Source organism: Pantoea sp. CFCC18177 (genome assembly GCF_059412425.1).
Genome location: NZ_JBNBPL010000016.1, coordinates 57,125 through 77,492, shown reverse-complemented (window position 1 = coordinate 77,492; position 20,368 = coordinate 57,125). Strand labels below are relative to the sequence as shown.

Below are 20,368 nucleotides of genomic sequence, written 5' to 3'. Positions count from 1 at the left end.
GGGGCCTTATGCTGAACATCGTTTTATTTGAACCTGAAATCCCGCCAAATACCGGCAATATCATCCGCCTCTGTGCGAACACCGGCTTTCAGTTGCATCTGATTGAGCCGCTGGGCTTTGCCTGGGATGATAAACGCCTGCGCCGTGCCGGGCTGGACTATCACGAATACACCTCGCTGAAGAAACACGCCAATTATGCGGCGTTTCTCGCGTCAGAAGCCCCACAGCGCCTCTTTGCCTTAACCACCAAAGGGACACCGGCACATAGCGCGGTAAGCTATCAGAAAGGGGATTATTTGCTGTTTGGTCCAGAAAGCCGTGGATTACCGGCAGAGATTCTTAATGCGCTGCCTGCAGAGCAGAAGATCCGCATTCCGATGATGGCGGAAAGTCGCAGTATGAACCTGTCAAATGCGGTATCGGTGGTGGTGTATGAAGCGTGGCGCCAGCTTGATTACAGTGGCGCACTGATCAAAAGCTAGATGCCGTCGCCGTATTCAAAACCGGCGCCATTGAAGAGTTGATCCATATCCATTGATGGCTTATCACTGGTGGGTTTGCCGACGATGCGCGCCGGTACGCCTGCCGCTGTGGTATGCGGGGGGACGGGTTGCAAGACGACCGACCCGGCGCCAATTTTCGCGCCGCGTCCCACTTCAATATTGCCCAGAATCTTGGCGCCCGCCCCAATCATCACGCCTTCACGGATCTTCGGATGGCGATCGCCGCTGGTTTTACCGGTACCGCCTAACGTCACCGACTGCAAAATCGACACGTCGTTTTCCACCACCGCCGTTTCACCAATGACGATGCCCGTTGCATGGTCGAGCATGATGCCGCGACCAATACGTGCAGCCGGGTGAATATCCACGGCGAAGGAGACTGAGATTTCATTCTGCAGGTAAACAGCCAGAGCGCGACGCCCCTCTTTCCACAGCCAGTGGCCAATGCGATAGGCTTGCAACGCATGGAAGCCTTTCAGATAGAGCAGAGGTGTGGAATATTTATCGACGGCCGGGTCACGCATACGCACTGCCTGGATATCATAAGCCGCTGAGACAATCATCTCTGGGTCTTCACGATAGGCTTCTTCAACGATCTCGCGCACGGCGATGGCAGGCATAATGGGGTTCGCCAGTTTGTTCGCCAGCATGTAGCTCAGCGCACTGCCGAGGTTCTCATGCTTGAGCAATGTCGCGTGATAAAAACTGGCCAGCATGGGTTCACAATCAGCCAGCGCTCTGGCTTCAGCTTTGATGTTGTTCCAGACCAGTTCTAACTCTTCTGACGACATTGCTCTGTGCTCCCGATAAAAAAAGCGCCTGAGAGGCGCTGCAGGTGGTTTAGCTGGGCATCCGGCTTCAGCTTTGGCTGTTTTCGTCCTTCCTTGCACGGCCAAGTAAACTCAATGCTGCCTCTCGCGCCGATTTTTCGCAATACAAGACCTGATAAATCTGCTCAGTTATCGGCATCTCGACACCCATTCGTGCCGCCAATGCTTTGACTTCTTTAGTGTTTCGATAACCTTCTACAACTTGTCCGATAATGCGTTGTGCCTCATCAACGCTCTCACCCTGCCCCAGCATCATGCCAAAACGACGGTTGCGTGATTGATTATCGGTACAGGTCAGCACTAAATCGCCTAGTCCCGCCATCCCCATAAAAGTGGTGGGATCAGCACCTAACGCAGCTCCCAGGCGGCTCATTTCTGTCAGGCCACGCGTGATGAGCGCGGTTCGGGCGTTAGCGCCAAAACCGATACCATCAGAAATGCCAGCGCCAATGGCGATCACGTTTTTCACGGCACCGCCAAGTTGCACACCGATGAAGTCCGGATTGTTATAAACGCGGAAGCTTTTACCGCAGTGCAGTTTTTGCTGCAGATCGTCAGCGAATTGCGCATCCGTAGCTGCCAGCGCAATGGCGGTTGGCAATCCTGCCGCAAGTTCTTTCGCAAAGGTTGGTCCGGAAATCACCGCCAGCGGAATGCTATCGCCCAGAATTTCACGTGCGACATCCTGCAATAAACGCCCGGTTTCTTTCTCCAGGCCCTTAGTTGCCCAGACAATGCGAGAATCCGCGCGCAGATGTGGCTTAAGCTGAGTCAGCACGTCGCCAAAAACATGGCTGGGCACGACCACAAGCAGATCGCGGCTGGCATTAACGACTGTCGCCAGATCGGCCTCAGGGGCAAGATTATCGGGGAAAGGAACATCGGGCAGGAAAGCGGTATTGCATCGGTCAGCTTTGAGCTGCGCCACGCTTTGTGGGTTGTGGCCCCAAAGTAATACCGGATGGCCGTTGCGGGCCAGAGTGATGGCCAATGCGGTGCCGTACGAGCCGGCACCGATGACGCTAATAGAAGCGTTAAGTGTAGTCATCAGGCATCCTGACGTGGCGCTTCGCCTTCACCTTGCTGCTGCAGATAGTTCATGAACAGGGCATCAAAGTTAACTGGCGCCAGATTGAGCTGCGGGAAAGTACCACGCGATACGAGGCTGGTGATGCACTCACGCGCATAAGGGAACAGAATGTTCGGGCAGTAAGCACCCAAGCAATGCGCCATCTGCGTACCTTCAATACCGCCGATAGTGAAGATACCTGCCTGCTGTACTTCACACAGGAACGCGGTGTCTTCACCCACAGTTGCGGTCACAGTCACACGCAGAACGACTTCGTACACTTCATCAGCCAGCTGAGACGAAGCTGTGTCCAGATCCAGCTTCACTTCAGGTTCCCACTCTTTCTGGAAAACCTGAGGGGCATTTGGCGCTTCGTAAGAAACGTCTTTGGTATAGACACGTTGAATCTGGAACTGCATTTCGTTAGTAGAATGTTCTGACATGTGACTAAATCCTGTGAGTTAAATTGTCTTATCGAGAAATTATGCCTGGAGTAAGGGATCCAATCCCTGACGCCCATCCAGCGCGTAAAGATCGTCACAGCCACCAATGTGCTGTGCATCAATAAAAATTTGTGGAACCGTTGTACGCCCGCTGCGTTGGATCATTTCTTCACGTTTCGTCGCGTTCCCATCAATAGGAATCTCCTTGAACGACACGCCTTTTTGATCCAGCAACGCCTTTGCTCTGTGGCAATACGGGCAGGTCACTTTGGTATAAATCTCTACATTAGCCATGCGGATACCTCAGGGAATTATTTACCACGTACCAGCGGCAGGTTCTCACCACTCCAGCCGCTCACGCCATCTTTCAGCACAGAAACGTTCTCAAAACCTGCGGCACTCAATTTCGCTGCCGATTCACCCGCGCTTTGGCCGGTGGCACATACCACAATTATGGGCTGTGACTTGTGCTTTTCCAGGTCGGCAAAGCTGCCTTTTTTAATATCAGCGGCGGCAACGTTAATCGCCCCTGAAATGTGTCCTTTGCGATAGTCATCGCGCGAGCGCACGTCTACAACCACCGCGTCCTCTTTGTTAATCAGGTGGGTTGCTTCGCCACGGCTGATGGTTTTTATCTTAGAGAACATTCCTTTAACGGTGGTCACAATCACCAGAACGAGTAAAACAACCCATGCCAGACTAAGGATGGTGTGATTGCTTGCAAACTGCATAATATCTTGCATGAGGGGTAACGACTCCAGACCGGGCTAATTAAGCTAAAACAAGGGTTCTGAGTATACCTGCGCCACTTCTCATGTACAGTCGTGAAGCGGGCAGAGTTACGATTTGTGCGTCATTTTCCAAAAAAAGTGTTCTAATCGCAAAATTAAGACAAAGTTAATGCCAGTAAGCTCGGCACGGACATCTTTCGTTAAGCAAAACCCGCCCGGGATAACTGGTAAGCGGCTGTTCATCGTGGAATAATTATCGACTATGAAGGGAAAAGCGACCGTTACACACACAAGGACTCGCCACAACGGCCCAGCGCATCCGTTGTTATTTTGCTGGTCCGAAATCTCCCGAAGCCTGCTCTGTGCGGGCGCGCTGTTGTTGCCAATTGCCGCTCACAGCGCCGATGACAGCAAAACACAGCTGAAATCCATTCAGCAAGATATCGCCGAGAAAGAAAAGAGCGTCAAAGCGCAGAAACTGCAGCGCAGCAAGCTCCTTGACCAACTGCAAAGCCAGGAAAAAGTGATTGCTCAAGCCAGCCGTCAATTGCGCGAAACACGTAATAGCCTGACCGCGCTGAACGGCGAAATCGCACAGATCACCACCTCTATCTCTCACCTGGAAAAACAGCAGGCCCAGCAGGAAAAATTGCTGGCGCAACAACTGGATGCGGCGTTCCGCCAGGGGCAGCACAATGGTTTGCAATTGCTGTTAGGTGGTGAAGAAGCGCAGCGCAGTGAGCGTATTCTGGCTTATTTCGGCTATCTCAATGCCGCACGTCAGAAAAACATCGACGATCTCAAACAAACCCAGCAGCAGCTCGCGGAACAGCGCCAGGCATTACAAGGCAAACAGGAACAGCAGAAATCGCTGTTGTCACAGCAGCAAACACAGCAAACCAAGCTGGAAACCGCCAGTGCAGCACGCAAGAAAACGCTGACGGTGCTGGAAAGCTCGCTGGAAAAAGATCAAGCCGATCTGGTCGAAATGCGGGAAAACGAAAGCCGCCTGCAAGATAAAATTGCCAAAGCGGAACGTGAAGCACGTGAACGTGCGGAACGCGAAGCACGCGAGGCAGAGAAAGTTCGCCAACGCCAGGCGCAGGCAAAAGCCAAAGGTTCCAACTATCAGCCCACGCAGAGCGAGCGTGAACTGATGGCACGAACCGGCGGACTTGGCAGGCCTGGAGGTCAAGCTCTGTGGCCGGTCAACGGACGCATAGAACATCGCTTCGGCGAATCCATGCAGGGCGAACTGCGCTGGAAAGGTCTGGTGATTGATGCACCAGAAGGTACAGAAGTGAAAGCCATCGCCGATGGACGCGTACTGATGGCCGACTGGCTGCAAGGCTACGGTCTGGTTGTGGTGCTGGAACATGGTAAAGGCGACATGAGTCTTTATGGCTACAACCAAAGTGCGCTGGTGAGCGTCGGTACTCAGGTGAAGGCAGGACAGCCTATCGCTTTAGTGGGTACCAGTGGCGGCCGCGGCACGCCTTCGCTCTACTTTGAAATCCGACGCCAGGGAAAGGCCGTCAATCCACTACCGTGGTTAGGAAGATAAGTGTTGTTTCAGCCCCAAAAGCTTTCAATCGCGCTCTGTGCGCTGTTTTTGTCACTTTCTGCTCAGGCCGGCAAACTTTCGATAGTCATCGACGACTTCGGTTACCGGCCTGTAGAAGAGAACAAAGTGTTGCAAATGCCAGCGGCGATTTCCGTCGCTGTACTTCCCAATGCACCACACGCGCGTGAAATGGCGACCAAAGCCCATCAGGGCGGCCATGAAGTGTTGATCCATCTGCCCATGGCACCGCTTAGTAAGCAGCCACTGGAGAAAGATACCCTCACTCCGGAAATGAGCAGCGAAGAGATCGCACGCATCATTCGCGATGCAACGGGTAAAGTCCCGTTCGCCGTGGGCCTGAACAACCATATGGGCAGCAAAATGACCTCAAGCCTGCCCGGCATGCAGAAAGTGATGCAGGTACTCAACCAGTACAACTACTACTTTCTCGATAGCATGACGATTGGCAACAGCCAGTCCATTCCAGCCTCGCAAGGCACGCATGTAAAAGTACTCAAACGCCGCGTATTCCTCGATGACAGCCAGAATGAAGCTTCGATTCGCGAGCAATTCACCCGCGCAGTTAAACTGGCACAGCGTGATGGCTATGCCATTGCGATTGGTCATCCGCATCCGACCACGGTTCGCGTGTTGCAACAAATGCTGCCATCGCTGCCTGGCGATATCACCTTGGTACGCCCAAGCCAGCTACTGAATGAACCGTTGCATCAGGGATCCGGCCCATCCTCTCAGCCAGCAAAACCGCTGCCCACCAAGTTCCATGCGCCGGGCGTGTGTAAGGTGAGTAAACCGCTACCGCCAGTACCACAAAGCCGTGCGGTGGATCTGATCATCGAGCATGTTTCAGAAAGCAAACTAATCAAACAGTTAGGTTCGCTTTTCTAAGCTAATCGTCAACAACATGAAAAATTAACGTCAGTGCCATTCGGGACTGGCGTTTTTTTCGTTATGATAACGAAATTATTTCCCAGCATTGATGTCAAATTTGCCAGGTTCTTAGGGTTAATCGGATTAATGAAAAAGATTTGGAAAATAAATTTAATCAATAACGTACTGAGTTTGCATGCCAGACTGAGTCAGATTGATAAAAATAAGCAGCCGTTAAGTTCAAATCATGAATTTGAACGCATTGTTATTTTCTCAACGACTGCATTAGGGGATTTACTCTTCAACACCCCAGCCATTAAAGCCATAAAACGCCGTTACCCTGCTGCCAAACTTATGCTGGTATCCAGTGATAAAAACCGCGATCTGGTCGAAAAAAGTGAATGGTTTGATCAAGTCGCCATCTGGGATAATAAAATTGTTCGTGCACCGAACTTGATTAGAAAAATACGTCAATTCCAACCAGACTTAACATTACTTTTACATTCAAGCCTGGGTTACGATATTTTATGCTCCCGCCTTGGTGGTTCAAAGTATATCATTCGAGATAACTTTCGCCATGACAAACCGGTATTTAACCATTGGCTGGATAAATACTCGACCAGCGTAGATGGCCATATCATTCAACGCAAAATGGATTTAATTAGCGTTTTAGGCTGTGATCCGGCCGATATTAAAATGCAGTTTCCGATTGCGGTTAATAAAACGCCGCGCAGCGCTCTGAGTCCAACCATTGGTTTTCAGATGGGGGCATCAGGTAAAAATCGCTGCTGGCCTGTTGAGCATTTTGCTCAATTAGCAGAACGTATTTTCACTGACATTGCTGACTCGAAGGTGATATTGACAGGTGCAGGACAAGACCAGCCAATTGAAAAAGAGTTCTTCAAAATGTTGCCTGAAAAATATCACTCCCGAGTGACGTCTTACATTGGAAAAACCCGTCTTCCAGCGTTGATTGAACTCATCAATTCGATCGATGCATTAGTCACCGGAGACACCGGTCCGCTGCATATTGCCATTACAGCCCAAACGCCAACGGTGAGCCTGTACGTCAGCGCTAACCCACGGCATACAGGCCCGTATCAGGATTTATCGATTCATAAAACGATTCGCATAGAACCGGAAGCAGGCGACGACGCGATCTACCCATTGCGGAAAATCAGCGTCGATACCGTTTTGCAGGAATTGAAGATGGTGATTAAAAAATAATTTCACTGCCAGGTTAGGTTAATAACCTGGCGGATTATTTCTGAGGAAAAAGCACATCCGGCGTGGTTTTTTCAAAAATATCATCGCCTAATCCACTATTTAAACACAAATTATAGGTTTTGATATTTGCGCGGCCCAACTCTCTACTTGCATGCAGAAAAGCAGGTCTGATGATGCTTTCAAAATTAGAAGAGAGAAAACTGGGTAATTTATCTCCCTCACTTTCATAAAACCTTGGCGCGTCAAAGTTATTCATATCGACACCGGCCAATAAGATACGATGAGCACCTAACCACGCGGCAATTTGCAGAGCCCAATAGGCAACGGTACCTGCATCGAAAATCCCCTGACGGATATCCCATGAAAACCCTGCACGGGGTTCAGTGGGGAATATTTTAATGCCGTTTTTTTCTCGGTAATACCGTTCGTAGTCATAGGGCATAACCTTTTCACGGAACACCTTGAAGCTGAGATCTTCGATAATTGCCAATCGACACTGGATGTCGTTTAACAACACGCTCTTAAGCATGTCGTTCAAACAGTGCACAGTGGTGAAAAGCACTAAATTTTTGTCCGCCAGCACGTCCTTAACCAGATTTGCACGTTGCTTAACAAACCCACGATCCACAATGACATAATAAGAAAACTTAACATTATTACGTAAATGATAGGCCCCATTAACACCAATAAAAGTGGTATCGGACAGCTTTTGCAAATCCAGTGAATTGATAGACGGCCCTGTGGCGAGAATGGTCACATCGCCAGACACCTTCGCATGAAGATCACTCAGATTTTCCAGGGGAACATTTTTTCTGCAGTACGATAATTTCTGAATATGATCTTCATCTGCACGTTGAATCGCAATATACGGCCAAAAGTTTTCGTTGTGCCGCATAACCCTGGCATGGGTATAACGATACAATTGCTTGAAGATCGAGTCCATTCAGAGTAATTCCCGCAATTTATCCATGACCCTGTTGGCAGAAATTGCCTGCATGGTGCCATCTTCACCGCGTAGTTCATGCTGATTTTGACCATATCCCCCAATCAAGCCTGGATCGGTTGGCCCAAAGAGCGTGATGTTGGGCCGGTCCAGCGCGGCTGTCAGATGACTCAAGCCGGTATCCACAGAGACCACCGCACGCGCGCCAGCTAACTGCTGCGCAACCTGTTCCAGCGTAAGCTTTGGCAGCACCTCAACATGTGTAAACCCCTCAGCCATTCTTAATGCACGCTGATGCTCATGCTCTGCCCCCCAAGGAAGCTTTATTTTCAGGCCCGTTGGCTGTACCAGCTCTATCAGTTCACGCCAGTGCGATTCCGGCCAGTGTTTATTGTCACGCGTGGTCGCGTGCAGGAACACCAGGTACTGATGTGCATCCTGAGGCAGCGTGGAGAGGAAATGTCGGGCAATTGCATAGTCGCCTTGCGTAGCCGGTTTTTCATATCCAAGGCTTTTGGCAAACAGTTCCCGCGTTCGCTCAACGGCATGCTGTTGCTTATTGATTTCATGACGTTTGTCATACCACCAGCTGGCAAAAGGCTCACGGGCACTCCGGCTGTCTTGCCCGTGTTTGATCCCCTTAGCCAAGCGCGTGACCAGCGCAGCACTTTTAATCAGGCCTTGCGCATCAATGATCACGTCATACTCACGCGATTGCAGGTCACGCTTGAAAAGCACACGCTCTTCACGCTGCTGGCTGCCAAACCAGTGTTTACGCCAGCGGCGAATGGCAACCGGCAGGACTTTATCCACTGCTGGGTGCCAGCCTGGGATTTGAGCGAAGTTCTCTTCCACTGCCCAATCAAAACGGATGCCCGGCATGGCCTGCATCGCATCGGTGAGTGCAGGTAAGGTATGCAGCACGTCTCCCATTGAGGAGGTTTTAACAATCAAAACGTGCATGGCTACTCCCGCACCGGCTGCAGCAGCGCACTCAGTTCCTGATGAACGCGAGCAGGCTGAATATCAATTAAACTCTGGTGATAGCCTTCTTCGGCATCACCCTTACGCACTTTGTGATAGCCCGTGATCAGACGAATAACGCGAGCCTGATGCGACAATGGCGGCGTGAAATCCGGGCTGCTTGGGCCATACAACGCCACAAGTGGGCGATTCAGCGCGGCAGCAATATGCATTAAGCCAGAGTCATTACTGACAACGGCAGCACAGTGAGCAATCAAGATAACGGCCTGCTCCAACTGCGTGTCACCGGCCAGATTTTTGCAGTGTGCACGCGCGTCGTCTGATAGCGTTTGCACAATAGTGTCACCGGTTTCACGATCCTTAGCCGAGCCGAACAGCACAACCTGATAGCCTTCACCAATCAGTTGTTCCGCTAAGGCAGCATAGTGGTAATGCGGCCAGCGCTTAGCCGGGCCAAATTCAGCCCCTGGGCAAAACCCAATAACCGGACGATCGGCGGAAAGTGAAAATTGCGCGGCCGTCATGCGCTTTTCTTCATCATCTACGCGCAGTTGCGGCCAGAGCAAGGGCTGCGGTAACTGCTGGGCAGAAGATACTGGCTGATCATAACCCAGCGCCACATAACGCTCGACCATCAGCGGAAATGCCGGTTTATCCAATACGCGCACATCATTTAGCAAGCCATAACGCATCTCACCACGCCAACCGACACGGCGTTTAATTCCGGCAAAAAACGGCACCAGCGCCGATTTAAACGAGTTAGGCAGCACGTAAGCGCGATCATAGCCACTGGCGCTGAGAGATTTCCCCAAACGACGCCGCTCACCCAGCGCTAAAGCACCATGGCCAAGCGGCATCGCCAGCGCCTGATTGACCTCTGGCATGCGTGACAGTAAAGGCCGACACCAGGCCGGCGCCATCACATCAATCACCGCATCTGGATGCTCAGCCTTGAGCGTGCGATAGAGACTTTGCGACATCATCATATCGCCGACCCAGGATGGGCCAATAACCAGAATTTTCATCGCTGGTGCCGGATTCCTTATGCGTTACGGTTCAGCCAGGCCATGTATTCACCCACACCCTGCGCGACAGTTTTGAACGCCTTGTCGTAACCCGCTGCACGCAGGTTGGTGAGATCGGCCTGGGTGAAGGCCTGATAGCGACCCTTCAGCTTGTCTGGGAACGGAATGTACTCAATCTGGCCTTTCTGGTGGAAATTCAGTACCGCATCCGCCACTTCCTGGAAGGATTCCGCGCGACCCGTGCCGCAGTTATAGATACCCGAAATGCCGTTCTCCCAGCACCACAGGTTAACCGCAACCACATCATCAACGTGGATGAAGTCACGGCGGAAATCGTCGCTGCCTTCAAACAGTTTCGGATTTTCACCGCCGCCGATCTGGGTGTTGAGGTGGAAAGCCACGCTGGCCATGCTGCCTTTATGCCCTTCGCGTGGGCCGTATACGTTGAAGTAACGGAAACCACACACCGGCGAATTCGCCTCTGGCAAAATCTGACGCACATAGTGGTCAAACAGCATTTTTGAGTAGCCATAGACGTTGAGAGGCTGCTCGTACTGGCGTTCTTCGATGAAGTTCTCATTACGGCCGCCGTAGGTGGCGGCTGAAGAGGCATACAGGAACGGAATTTCACGTTCCAGACAGAAATGCAGCAGGTCTTTTGAGTACTGATAGTTGTTATCCATCATGTACTTGCCGTCCCACTCGGTGGTCGCTGAGCAAGCACCTTCATGGAACACCGCTTCAATGGGACCCAGATCTTCGCCGGACATGATGTAAGAGAGGAATTCCTCTTTATCCATGTAATCCGCGATATCGAGGTCCGCGAGGTTCACGAATTTGGTGCCGTCTTTCAGATTATCCACCACCAGAATATCGGTAAGACCGCGATCGTTCAGCGCTTTAACAATGTTGCTGCCAATCATGCCAGCGCCACCGGTTACGATAATCATATGCTTTGCCTTTAAACAGTTTGGGGTGAAACAGGAGGTTTCACGCACTAATGCCTAACATCATAACATTTCAGCCCGAGACAGGCAGCCAGATGACTCTGCAACGGCTGCACAAATCGCAACCATCACGTGAACTATGCTGCAAAACTGAGATTTCCCTGGCGTAAATGTCGGCACGATGCTTTTCGATCAGTAATATGTGCCAAAATTTTGCTATCTGAGGAGCAGAATCATGTCCAGTCAGTTTTATTCGCAAATCCGTCAACAGCTTGAGACAACACGTCAGGACGGATTGTTCAAACAGGAACGCACCATTACGTCGGCACAGCAGGCGGAAATCACCGTCGCCAACAGCCCACCCGTCATTAACTTCTGCGCCAATAACTATCTTGGCCTGGCTAATCATCCTGCGTTAATACAGGCAGCCAAAGAGGGCATGGATTCGCATGGTTTTGGCATGGCGTCGGTGCGCTTCATCTGCGGAACTCAGGATATTCATCAGCAGTTAGAACACAAGCTGGCGGCGTTTCTGGGCATGGAAGATGCCATACTTTTCTCCTCCTGTTTTGATGCCAACGGCGGTCTGTTTGAAACCCTGCTCAGCGCGGAAGACGCCATCATTTCTGATGCGCTCAACCACGCCTCGATCATTGACGGTGTGCGCTTGTGCAAAGCGCAGCGATATCGCTATGCCAATAACGATATGAGCGAGCTACGCATCCGCTTGCAAGAGGCGCGTGATAAGGGCGCGCGTCACATCCTGATCGCCACCGATGGCGTGTTCTCAATGGATGGCGTTATCGCTAATTTGCAGGGTATTTGCGATTTAGCCGACGAATTTGATGCAATGGTGATGGTAGATGATTCTCATGCTGTTGGCTTTGTCGGCGCATCCGGGCGTGGCTCACACGAATATTGTGGCATCATGGACCGCGTTGATATCCTGACCGGCACCTTAGGTAAGGCGTTAGGCGGCGCATCCGGTGGCTACGTGGCCGCCAAAAAAGAGGTCGTCGAGTGGCTGCGTCAACGTTCACGCCCTTACCTGTTCTCTAATTCGCTGGCCCCCGCCATCGTCACCGCCTCACTGCGTGTGCTGGATTTGCTGAGTGAAGGCGATGGCTTACGCCAACGTCTCTGGGAAAATGCCCGCTTCTTCCGCGAAAAAATGACAGCCGCAGGCTTTACGCTGGCGGGAGCCGATCACGCCATTATTCCGGTGATGTTGGGTGATGCCAAAGTGGCACAGCAGTTTGCCAGCCTGCTGCAACAGGAAGGTATTTACGTCACGGGCTTCTTCTATCCCGTGGTGCCACAAGGTCAGGCGCGTATCCGCACGCAGATATCTGCCGGGCACACGCAGGCACAGCTTGAGCATGCCGTCGCGGCCTTTACGCGCATTGGCCAACAGCTGGGTGTGATTACAGGAGCGGCAAAATGAAAGCGCTGGCTAAATTAAAAGCCGAAGAAGGCATCTGGATGATCAACGATGCACCGATTCCAGAACCTGGCCATAACGACCTGCTGATTAAAATTCGCAAAACCGCGATTTGCGGCACGGACGTGCACATCTACAACTGGGATGACTGGTCGCGTAAGACTATTCCCGTCCCGATGATCACGGGCCACGAATATGTCGGTGAAGTCGTGGGAATGGGTGAAGAGGTTAAGGGATTTTCAGTTGGCGATCGCGTTTCGGGTGAAGGCCACATCACCTGCGGCCATTGCCGTAACTGCCGCGCCGGGCGCACGCATCTCTGCCGCAACACGGTTGGAGTGGGTGTCAATCGTCAGGGCTGTTTTGCTGAATATCTGGTTATCCCCGCTTTTAACGCTTTCAAAATCCCCGACAATATTCCGGATGAACTGGCCGCGATTTTCGATCCCTTCGGCAACGCCGTGCATACCGCGTTGTCCTTTGATCTGGTCGGTGAGGATGTGCTGATCTCTGGCGCGGGTCCGATTGGCATCATGGCGGCGGCAGTATGCAAACATGTGGGTGCACGTAATGTGGTGATCACCGATATCAACGAGTATCGGCTTAGTCTGGCACGCCAGATGGGAGTCACCCGCGCAGTCAACGTAGCGCAGGAAAATCTGCGTGATGTGATGGCGGAATTGGGCATGACCGAAGGTTTCGATGTTGGGCTGGAGATGTCTGGCGCCCCCCCAGCGTTTCGCACGTTATTGGACGTCATGAACCACGGTGGGCGCATCGCCTTGTTGGGGATCCCCCCGGGTGAGATGGCCATTGACTGGAATCTGTTGATCTTTAAAGGATTATTCATCAAAGGCATTTATGGCCGTGAGATGTTTGAGACTTGGTACAAAATGGCGGCGCTGATTCAGTCTGGTCTCGATTTAACGCCCATCATTACACACCGCTACCACATCGATGATTTCCAGCAAGGATTTGACGAGATGCGCTCTGGTCGCTCTGGGAAAGTGGTATTGAGCTGGGATTAACTGTTTGCGGGAGGTAAGCAACCCTCCCGCAGGCTCTATCGACTCAATGCCAGATACTGCTGACAGATTGATAAAGTATCAAACCCGGCAAATGCATCGGCCTGTATGAGTGGCGGATGCTGATAAATCTCCTGCATTTTCTCCGCCAGGGATTCCGGATTAAGTTCGGACAGACCACGCGCTAAATCGCCCTGCAATAACCACTCTGGACCGCCGGGACAACGGGTGCTTACCACAGGCGTGCCGCAGAGCATCGCTTCGATGAGGACGTTTCCAAAGCCCTCGCTATCCGAACTGACAATCAACATGGTTGCCCGGCTTATCCAGGCATACGGGTTCAGCGTAAAGCCCTGGAAAATCACCCGGTCGGCGATACCCAACGTCTGCGCCTGCGCTTGCAGGGCGGCTTTGCGTTCAGGTGAACCCTGGCCTAACAGCACCAGAGGCTGTTGGATATTGCTCAATGCATAGGCTTTAAGCAGACGGTCATGGCGCTTAGTTTCGTGGAAGCGCCCCACATGCACCAGGAAACCGGCTGGCGGCACGTCAGCGGGCTCGGCGGCCAGTTGTCGAATTTGCTCAACATCGAATGGGTTGCCAATCACCGCTTCACGTGAGGGCTGCACGGCAAAAGCAGACTTGAGATCTTCAAGCACCGCGGGCGAGACACCCACCACGTTGCGTCCCTGATAAACCTGACGGATTTTACGTGCCTTCAACCAGCGAGATAACCCGGTGCGATGCCCCAAATAAGATGCAGAGAATACGCCATGCAGGCAACACCAGGTCTTCTCCTGCCGGAGTGCCCGGCTGCGGCGCACAATACGATCGGTTTTGTGCAGATGTGAGACCACAAGATCGAATTGACCGCCCTCTTTTTCCGCCTTCCTGACGGCGGCATCCAGTAAACGAGCACGCCGACTGAGTTCGGTCAATTTGCGCCACGGCTTACGGTTGGTGTCCTGAATGACGTGATAATCCACGCCTTCTGGCAACGGATACTCGCACACTTTGCGCAGAGAAAAGAGTGAGACTCGATGCCCCAGCGCCAACATACCAGCAACCAGCGTCAACACCACCTTCTCGGCGCCGCCGCCTGGTAAACCATCGATCACCATCAGTATGCGTTTTGACAAATTGTCCTACCTATCAGTTTTAGAAAACGGGTGAATGCCAGCTATGCGTGGAGAATATTAACGCACATTCATCCCCCTTTTCGCCTGTTTACTGCCGAGACAAATAGTTTTGCGTCACTGCAGGGCACAGCGTAACATTGCGATTTTATTGGCCTCAGGCGGCGAACATGACCCGGCACGCGTTCCTTATTACCATTGACACCGAAGGCGACAATCTCTGGCGCAATCACCGCTCAATCACCACCAAAAACACCGGCTATCTGCCACGTTTTCAGGCGTTGTGCGAACGTTATGGTTTTAAACCCACCTGGCTGACCAACTATGAAATGGCGATTGATCCTGCGTTTGTCGAATTTGGCAAAGATGTGATTGCCCGTAAGCAAGGCGAAATCGGGATGCATCTCCATGCCTGGAACAGTCCACCCGAAGCCCCGCTGACTGACGATGACTGGCGCTGGCAGCCTTTTCTGATCGAGTACCCCGATAGCGTGCTGCGTGACAAAGTCGCTTATATGACGGATCTCCTCGAAGAAAAGTTCCAAACCAAAATGTTAAGTCATCGCGCCGGTCGCTGGGCATTTGATGAACGCTACGCTGCGATCCTGACTGAGTTGGGCTATCAGGTAGACTGTTCGGTCACGCCACGTGTGAACTGGTCCTACACGCGCGGTGCGCCGCAAGGTAACGGCGGCACTAACTATACCCATTTCCCGGCCAAACCTTATTTCATCGATCCACAGGATATTTCGCGCAGTGGTGATTCATCGCTACTCGAAGTCCCGATGAGCATCCAGTACAAGTATTCCGCATTGATGAATGCGTTCAAACAGGGTGCTTACCGACTACGCGGTAAACAAAAAAGCCCTGCTGTGCACTGGTTGCGCCCATCGGGTGGCAACATTGCAGATATGAAGCGCGTCGTGGAGATGTCACTGGCGGAAGGGAACAATTACACCGAGTTTATGTTGCACAGCTCCGAATTCATGCCCGATGGTAGCCCAACGTTTAAAAATGAACGTGACATCGAGCAGCTATACGAAGATCTCGAAGCGCTGTTTAGCTGGTTGGCACCGAACTTTGTCGGCCAGACACTGGCGGAATATTACGCCAGCTTCACACGCCAGCAGGCTCAGCGCTGAGTTCCTGCCACGCCTGCCAGACCGTTTCCAGAGTGACATCGCTGCATTCACCGGAAGCGGTCTGCATAATATGGTACTTTCCAGACCACGGATGCCAGATGCTGGCATTGGTATCGCCAAAGAACACCACCTGCTTTTTATGTAAACCTGCGGCCAAATGCATCTGGCCACCATCGCTACACAAAATTTGTTCACAGCGGTCAAAACCGGCAATCAACTCACGCACTGACGCAGTTGGGTAACGTGCTGCGCGGGCTGAGTTTACTTGTTCCATCAGCTCATCGGCGCGTGCGGCATCGCCTTTATCATTGGCATCCAGTGTGCCTTGCGGCGACCAGAAAACCAGTACCCGCGCCTGCTCATCTTCCAGCAATTTATTAATAAAAGCGGCATAAGATGCCACCGGCCAACGGCGTTTTGGGCTGCGGCTACTGATATGAACACCGAAGACTTTACCCGGCGCGGGAAATAATGCTGCGACGCGTGCGCTCGCCGCTTCGCGTTCTGCCTCCGCGAGGTAGAGATTGACCTGAGGGACCGCGGGGTAGGCATCCGTTAATGCCGAAAGATAAGAGTAGGTGTGCTCAACCTGATGCTTGCCGTGAAAATCTGTTTTCTGGAAGGGATGATCCAGCTGCGCATCTGCCTGGGCGGCGCCGATAATGTTGTGCGCGCCCGCCAACTTCGCCAGCCTCAGGCTGTATTTGCAAGGCACAGGATTGGCCAGAATGGTGGCATCAAATCGGGTTTTACGCAGTGCCAGCATGATCTTCACCCGTTGCCAGTAAACGCCCAGCGTGGTCTCATTTTTGGCGCGATGCTTGGCTTTCTTATACACATACAGACGGTCAACATGGGGATTGTAACTCACCACATCCTGCGCAATTTTGTTCACCAGCAAAGTGATGGTTGCTTCTGGAAATGCCTGTTTTATGCCTTCCAGTAAAGGAGTGGTACAGACCATATCACCGATATTATCGCGTCGGATAACGAGTATATTTTTCATGCTAAGACCCAGGTGTATAAAGATATATGCTGCGCTTTTCGGCTATCACCATTCCTAAAAGTGCGAAAATGCTAGCGAGCTAACTACTTTTGACCATAAATGTCCAAAAAGTTCTGAATTCCTTAGCAATAATTAACGTAAGAATTTCGTTAATTACTGATAAAAACATCACAACAATGTCGGAAAATGCTCCCTTACTCTCCATCATCTCGCCGATGTACAACGCCGGTGCGATGCTCGAGACTTTTATGCAGTCCCTGCTGACGCAAACGCTAAGCTCACTGGAAATTATCATCGTTGATGATGGCTCCACCGATGGCTCAGGTGAACGGGCCGATGCCTACGCGCAGCAGCATTCTCATGTACGTGTCATCCATCAGGCCAATGGCGGAGTTTCACGTGCACGTAATGCCGGGCTGGCCGTCGCAAGGGGCAAATACGTCACTTTCCCAGACGCCGACGACACCATGAACCCGGCGATGTATCAAACGCTGGTCGAGATGGCAGAAAGTGATGAGTTAGACGCCGCGCAATGCAACGCTGAATGGTTCTTCAAAGCCAGCCAGACCACCAAACCGCTGATTCCTCTGGATCGTTTAAGGAGCACCCAAGTGCTCAGTGGGCCAGAGTGGCTGAACACCGCGTTACAGACCCATCGTTATATGCATGTAGTGTGGCTTGGTATTTACCGCCGCGAACTGATTGAACAACTCAATCTCACCTTCGAGCCGGGACTACACCATCAGGATATTCCCTGGACCACCGAGTTTATGTTCAACGTCAAACGTGTGCGCTATACCGATCAGATGCTGTATCGGTATTACATGCACGATGCATCGATCAGTAATCGCAAGCGCACAGGTCAGCGTAACGTGGAATATCAACAGCACTACCTGAAAATCGCGCAGATGCTGGAAGAGATCAATACAAGCTATCGCACACGCATTAAAATTTATCCGGCATTTCACTATCAGATTACCCGTGAAGCACTCAGCGTCTGCCACTCCATCCGCCGCGAGCCCGAAGAGAGCGCACGCCAGGCGATGATTGCGGATATCTTTGCCACTCAAACTCACAAACGAATGCTGCGTAACGCACGCGGTGCCAGACAGTGGTATCAGTTAATGTTGTGGTTGAGCCGGATTTATCGCTGGCGTAAGAAATAAGCGCCGCGGCTGGCTTTCGCACCCTGGGGGTTTGCCCTACAATCAGCTCACTGAATTTTGAGATCATTTGAGTATGGCAAGCCCGATTCCAGCCCAGTTTGCACCGAAAAATATTCTGCTGATTAAGCTGCGTCATCACGGCGATATGCTGCTGACCACGCCGGCTATCAATGCACTACGCCAGCGCTATCCCCAGGCCAATATCGACGTCCTGTTGTATAAAGAGACGCGGCCAATGCTGGAAGCACATCCCGCCATCCGTCAGTTGCATATCATCGATCGTAACTGGAAAAAGGAAGGCGGCTGGCAAAAGTTTCGCCATGAAATGGCCCTGCTCTCTGCGGTCCGTGCCTGCCATTATGATGTGGTGATTAACCTTGCCGATCAGTGGCGCAGTGCGATCATTACCGGCTTTTCTGCCGCACCGGTTCGCATCGGCTTTGCCTTTGCGAAGCGCGATAATGCACTCTGGCGCTGGTGCCATAATCACTTGATATCCACTCAGAACTACAATCAGCTGCACACCGTTGAGCAAAATATGGCGGCGCTGGAACCACTCGGCATCAGTGCGGAAGGTGCGAAAGCCTCGATGCACTTTAGCGCAGCCGATCAGCAAAAAGTGCAGGCTGTTTTGGCGCAGCAACAGGTCACCGGCCCGTTTATTGTGATACAGCCGACCTCACGCTGGGTATTCAAATGCTGGGAAGATGAAAAAGTCGCGCAGCTCATCGATACGCTCACTGCCGATGGCCACACCGTTGTCCTGACCGCAGCACCAGATCAGAAAGAGCAGGCGATGATCGCTAACATTCAGTCGCTCTGCCATAGCCAGAACGTGGTGTCACTGGCTGGGCAGCTCTCACTACCGCAACTGGCGGCGCTGATCGATGCTGCGCAACTGTTTATTGGCGTGGATTCAGCCCCAATGCACATGGCCGCCGCGCTCAATACGCCCTGCCTGGCGCTGTTTGGTCCCACCAAGCTGCATCACTGGCGTCCGTGGGGTGACAATAATCGCGTCATTTGGGCCGGTAATTATGCACCGCTGCCATCCCCCGACGATATCGATACCAAAACCGAGCAGCGCTATCTCTCCGCGATTCCCGTTGAGGATGTGATTGCCGCCGCAAGGAGTTTTTTGCATGACTAAGTTACGCCTGGCGATTGTCCGGCAGAAATATCGCCCGGATGGCGGTGCTGAGCGCTTTATCTCACGGGCGCTGGAAGCGCTGGATAGTGAGCAGCTCGATCTCAATATCATTACCCGCAGCTGGCAGGGCACACCCAATCCGGCCTGGCATCTGCACATTTGCAATCCCGCTAAATTTGGCCGCGTCTCACGCGAACGTGGATTTGCACGCGCCGCACGCGAATGCTGGGAGCGCGAAAAATTCGATATCGTTCAGAGCCACGAACGCATTGCCGGCTGCGATATCTTTCGCGCCGGTGACGGCGTGCATCGCGTGTGGCTTGAGCAGCGGGCACGCATCGTCTCGCCTTGGCAACGTTTAAGCGCCAGCCTCAGCCCTTATCATCGCTATGTACTGCAGGCTGAAGCGGAAATGTTCAACGCGCCGTCCTTAAAAGCCGTCATCTGTAATTCAGAGATGGTCAAACAGGATATTTTGCGTCATTTCACGCTCGATGGCAGCAAGATACACGTCATTCATAACGCCATCGATAGCCAACGTTTTCAGCCAGCCACAGAAGCCCAGCGCTTTGCCATGCGTCAGCAACTGACATTGCCGCAAGATGCCACGGTGATGATCTATGTCGGCTCCGGCTTTGAACGCAAAGGATTGAAAGCCGCCATTAGCGCATTGGCCAACAGTGACCGTTATCTGATTGTCGTTGGTCAGGATAAGCAGTTGTCGCGTTATCAGCAGTTAGCTAACCAGCTTAACTGTCTTGATCGCCTGCGCTTTGTTGGCGTACAGCAGGATGTCCAGCCGTACTATCATGCGGCTGATTCACTGCTGCTGCCGACGCTTTATGATCCTTTTCCGAATGTGGTGCTGGAAGCGATGGCCTGTGGTTTAGCAGTAATCACCAGCACGGGCTGCGGTGGTGCAGAATTCATTACAGCAGGTCAAGAAGGCTTCGTTTGCGATGCGTTGGATATCAAAGCGTTAAATGATGCCATTATGGCGACACCTGCGCTTTTACAGAATTCTGCCATGGGCGAAGCCGCACGCCGCAGAATCGAACCTTTTGGTCCGCAACGACTGGCGCAGGCACTGACCTCACTTTATCAGCAGGTACTGAAGGCCAGCTGACGAAGTGGTATGAGCAGGCGGC

The 20,368-nt window shown here is 52.2% G+C and carries 21 protein-coding genes; 10 read left to right on the top strand and 11 right to left on the bottom strand.

What is annotated here, in order from left to right:
• The first annotated feature begins 8 nt into the window (after positions 1 to 8).
• Positions 9 to 482 (top strand): tRNA (uridine(34)/cytosine(34)/5-carboxymethylaminomethyluridine(34)-2'-O)-methyltransferase TrmL, encoded by a 474-nt coding sequence (trmL, locus tag ACPUC8_RS16725; protein WP_039328230.1) that lies wholly within the window; start codon positions 9 to 11, stop codon positions 480 to 482.
• On the opposite strand, the gene cysE is transcribed toward trmL, so the two are convergent.
• The 5 genes from cysE to ACPUC8_RS16700 all read right to left on the bottom strand — a co-directional run bounded on the left by cysE (position 479) and on the right by ACPUC8_RS16700 (position 3,588).
• Complete coding sequence (gene cysE, locus ACPUC8_RS16720; protein WP_039328225.1) at positions 479 to 1,294, bottom strand: serine O-acetyltransferase; 816 nt, start codon at positions 1,292 to 1,294, stop codon at positions 479 to 481. The two genes, trmL and cysE, sit on opposite strands and share 4 nt — an antisense overlap.
• Before the next feature lie 67 nt (positions 1,295 to 1,361).
• Positions 1,362 to 2,381, bottom strand: coding sequence for an NAD(P)H-dependent glycerol-3-phosphate dehydrogenase (gpsA, locus tag ACPUC8_RS16715; protein ID WP_039328222.1), 1,020 nt, complete (start codon positions 2,379 to 2,381; stop codon positions 1,362 to 1,364).
• Entirely contained in the window at positions 2,381 to 2,845 is a 465-nt protein-coding gene (gene secB, locus ACPUC8_RS16710; RefSeq protein ID WP_034823785.1) for a protein-export chaperone SecB, read from the bottom strand. The genes gpsA and secB overlap by 1 nt, the downstream gene beginning before the upstream one ends.
• Before the next feature lie 39 nt (positions 2,846 to 2,884).
• Positions 2,885 to 3,139, bottom strand: coding sequence for a glutaredoxin 3 (grxC, locus tag ACPUC8_RS16705; protein WP_039328217.1), 255 nt, complete (start codon positions 3,137 to 3,139; stop codon positions 2,885 to 2,887).
• Positions 3,140 to 3,156: 17 nt separating this feature from the next.
• Positions 3,157 to 3,588: a rhodanese-like domain-containing protein gene (locus tag ACPUC8_RS16700; RefSeq protein WP_039328214.1), complete on the bottom strand. Its 432-nt coding sequence runs from the start codon at positions 3,586 to 3,588 to the stop codon at positions 3,157 to 3,159.
• 250 nt (positions 3,589 to 3,838) lie between these two features.
• Here ACPUC8_RS16700 and envC point away from each other — a divergent pair, with 250 nt between their 5' ends.
• From envC to ACPUC8_RS16685, 3 genes are all read left to right on the top strand, one after another.
• Positions 3,839 to 5,140 (top strand): murein hydrolase activator EnvC, encoded by a 1,302-nt coding sequence (envC, locus tag ACPUC8_RS16695; RefSeq protein ID WP_494926860.1) that lies wholly within the window; start codon positions 3,839 to 3,841, stop codon positions 5,138 to 5,140.
• A 3-nt stretch (positions 5,141 to 5,143) separates the two neighbouring features.
• A complete protein-coding gene (locus ACPUC8_RS16690; RefSeq protein WP_039328317.1) occupies positions 5,144 to 6,046 on the top strand; it encodes a divergent polysaccharide deacetylase family protein in 903 nt (300 codons plus the stop codon).
• Positions 6,047 to 6,175: 129 nt separating this feature from the next.
• Positions 6,176 to 7,255: a glycosyltransferase family 9 protein gene (locus ACPUC8_RS16685; RefSeq protein WP_039328315.1), complete on the top strand. Its 1,080-nt coding sequence runs from the start codon at positions 6,176 to 6,178 to the stop codon at positions 7,253 to 7,255.
• 34 nt (positions 7,256 to 7,289) lie between these two features.
• Here ACPUC8_RS16685 and ACPUC8_RS16680 read toward each other — a convergent pair whose 3' ends face one another.
• The 4 genes from ACPUC8_RS16680 to rfaD are packed head-to-tail and all read right to left on the bottom strand — an operon-like array spanning position 7,290 to position 11,157.
• A complete protein-coding gene (locus ACPUC8_RS16680; protein ID WP_039328207.1) occupies positions 7,290 to 8,198 on the bottom strand; it encodes a WaaZ-like lipopolysaccharide core biosynthesis protein in 909 nt (302 codons plus the stop codon).
• On the bottom strand, positions 8,199 to 9,161 hold the full coding sequence (gene rfaC / locus ACPUC8_RS16675; RefSeq protein ID WP_058970428.1) for a lipopolysaccharide heptosyltransferase RfaC: 963 nt from the start codon (positions 9,159 to 9,161) through the stop codon (positions 8,199 to 8,201).
• A gap of 2 nt (positions 9,162 to 9,163) precedes the next feature.
• Positions 9,164 to 10,207: an ADP-heptose--LPS heptosyltransferase RfaF gene (gene rfaF / locus ACPUC8_RS16670; RefSeq protein WP_039328200.1), complete on the bottom strand. Its 1,044-nt coding sequence runs from the start codon at positions 10,205 to 10,207 to the stop codon at positions 9,164 to 9,166.
• A 17-nt stretch (positions 10,208 to 10,224) separates the two neighbouring features.
• Positions 10,225 to 11,157, bottom strand: coding sequence for an ADP-glyceromanno-heptose 6-epimerase (rfaD, locus tag ACPUC8_RS16665; protein ID WP_039328197.1), 933 nt, complete (start codon positions 11,155 to 11,157; stop codon positions 10,225 to 10,227).
• Positions 11,158 to 11,389: 232 nt separating this feature from the next.
• Here rfaD and ACPUC8_RS16660 point away from each other — a divergent pair, with 232 nt between their 5' ends.
• Positions 11,390 to 12,598 (top strand): glycine C-acetyltransferase, encoded by a 1,209-nt coding sequence (locus ACPUC8_RS16660; protein WP_039328194.1) that lies wholly within the window; start codon positions 11,390 to 11,392, stop codon positions 12,596 to 12,598.
• Positions 12,595 to 13,623 (top strand): L-threonine 3-dehydrogenase, encoded by a 1,029-nt coding sequence (gene tdh / locus ACPUC8_RS16655; protein WP_039328191.1) that lies wholly within the window; start codon positions 12,595 to 12,597, stop codon positions 13,621 to 13,623. Before ACPUC8_RS16660 ends, tdh begins: the two co-directional genes overlap by 4 nt.
• A 35-nt stretch (positions 13,624 to 13,658) precedes the next feature.
• On the opposite strand, the gene ACPUC8_RS16650 is transcribed toward tdh, so the two are convergent.
• Positions 13,659 to 14,741 (bottom strand): glycosyltransferase, encoded by a 1,083-nt coding sequence (locus ACPUC8_RS16650; RefSeq protein WP_039328188.1) that lies wholly within the window; start codon positions 14,739 to 14,741, stop codon positions 13,659 to 13,661.
• Between the two features lie 185 nt (positions 14,742 to 14,926).
• Here ACPUC8_RS16650 and ACPUC8_RS16645 point away from each other — a divergent pair, with 185 nt between their 5' ends.
• A complete protein-coding gene (locus tag ACPUC8_RS16645) occupies positions 14,927 to 15,898 on the top strand; it encodes a polysaccharide deacetylase family protein (protein WP_039328185.1) in 972 nt (323 codons plus the stop codon).
• On the opposite strand, the gene ACPUC8_RS16640 is transcribed toward ACPUC8_RS16645, so the two are convergent.
• Positions 15,873 to 16,904, bottom strand: a complete 1,032-nt coding sequence (locus ACPUC8_RS16640; protein ID WP_039328182.1) for a glycosyltransferase family 9 protein — start codon at positions 16,902 to 16,904, stop codon at positions 15,873 to 15,875. The two genes, ACPUC8_RS16645 and ACPUC8_RS16640, sit on opposite strands and share 26 nt — an antisense overlap.
• A 176-nt stretch (positions 16,905 to 17,080) precedes the next feature.
• On the opposite strand from ACPUC8_RS16640, the gene ACPUC8_RS16635 reads away from it, so the two are divergent.
• The 3 genes from ACPUC8_RS16635 to ACPUC8_RS16625 all read left to right on the top strand — a co-directional run bounded on the left by ACPUC8_RS16635 (position 17,081) and on the right by ACPUC8_RS16625 (position 20,346).
• Entirely contained in the window at positions 17,081 to 18,070 is a 990-nt protein-coding gene (locus ACPUC8_RS16635) for a glycosyltransferase (RefSeq protein ID WP_071885762.1), read from the top strand.
• A gap of 73 nt (positions 18,071 to 18,143) precedes the next feature.
• The gene (rfaQ, locus tag ACPUC8_RS16630) at positions 18,144 to 19,220 is read left to right on the top strand and encodes a putative lipopolysaccharide heptosyltransferase III (RefSeq protein WP_494926859.1); all 1,077 of its coding nucleotides are present in this window, start codon (positions 18,144 to 18,146) and stop codon (positions 19,218 to 19,220) included.
• Positions 19,213 to 20,346, top strand: coding sequence for a glycosyltransferase family 4 protein (locus tag ACPUC8_RS16625; RefSeq protein WP_494926858.1), 1,134 nt, complete (start codon positions 19,213 to 19,215; stop codon positions 20,344 to 20,346). The genes rfaQ and ACPUC8_RS16625 overlap by 8 nt, the downstream gene beginning before the upstream one ends.
• Positions 20,347 to 20,368 lie beyond the last annotated feature (22 nt).